The organism is Amycolatopsis orientalis DSM 40040 = KCTC 9412, assembly GCF_000478275.1.
GTDB lineage: Bacteria > Actinomycetota > Actinomycetes > Mycobacteriales > Pseudonocardiaceae > Amycolatopsis > Amycolatopsis orientalis.
Genome location: NZ_ASJB01000058.1, coordinates 1 through 559 on the forward strand (window position 1 = coordinate 1; position 559 = coordinate 559).

Sequence of the window (559 nt, forward strand, 5' to 3'; positions counted from 1 at the left end):
TACCGGGTGGTCCCGGCAGATTCACAGCAAATTCCACGAGCTCGCTGCTACTCGGGAACACCACCAAGGTCTCTGAAACTGGTTTTCGCGTACGGGACTCTCACCCACTCCGGTCGCCCATCCCAAGGCGTTCCACTAACCAGCACATCAACCCGAAGAAATGTCAGTCTCTTCAAGGCGGGTCCCACAACACCACACACACAACGCCTGACAGCTTGACATGTGCATGGTTTAGCCTCTTCCGCTTTCGCTCGCCACTACTCACGGAATCACGGTTGTTTTCTCTTCCTACGGGTACTGAGATGTTTCACTTCCCCGCGTTCCCTCCACGCACCCTATATATTCAGATGCGGGTAACACCACATAACTGGTGCTGGGTTTCCCCATTCGGAAATCCTCGGATCACAGCTCGGTTGACAGCTCCCCGAGGCATATCGCAGCCTCCCACGTCCTTCATCGGCTCCTGAAGCCAAGACATCCACCATGTGCCCTTAATAACTTGACCACAAAGATGCTCGCATCCACTCTACAGTTCTCAAACACCACACCAGAAACAAAC

1 rRNA gene is annotated in these 559 nt (G+C 53.8%); it reads right to left on the reverse strand.

Annotated elements, in window-relative coordinates:
- Positions 1 to 505 (reverse strand): 23S ribosomal RNA (locus L324_RS19680); the annotation flags it as partial.
- Positions 506 to 559 lie beyond the last annotated feature (54 nt).